Raw genomic sequence first — 238 nt, forward strand, 5'->3', positions numbered from 1 at the left:
GTATAGGAGAACTTCAGTTCCGGGATAATTTTCTAATCCTGCTATTCTCCAGGTATCATTGATTCCGTCACCGTTAGGCGTGATTACATTTGGAATATTGAAAATGGAGAATTTTTTCTGCCCAATAGTACAACCTGCTTTTGTTCTTACATACACGATGTATTCTCCCATACTTAGATTAGTAAAGATATTGGAATCCTGCCAGGTGGAATTATCCAAAGAGTATTCAAAGCTGCCC

Annotated in this window: 1 protein-coding gene; it reads right to left on the reverse strand. The window is 38.2% G+C overall.

All coding sequences use genetic code 11. The features are described 5' to 3' along the window. Positions 1–238: gliding motility-associated C-terminal domain-containing protein (locus tag SB689_RS24135; RefSeq protein ID WP_410694550.1), on the reverse strand; the 238-nt coding region annotated here is incomplete at both ends.

It is taken from the genome of Chryseobacterium sp. SIMBA_038 (genome assembly GCF_046535115.1).
Classification (GTDB): Bacteria; Bacteroidota; Bacteroidia; order Flavobacteriales; family Weeksellaceae; genus Chryseobacterium.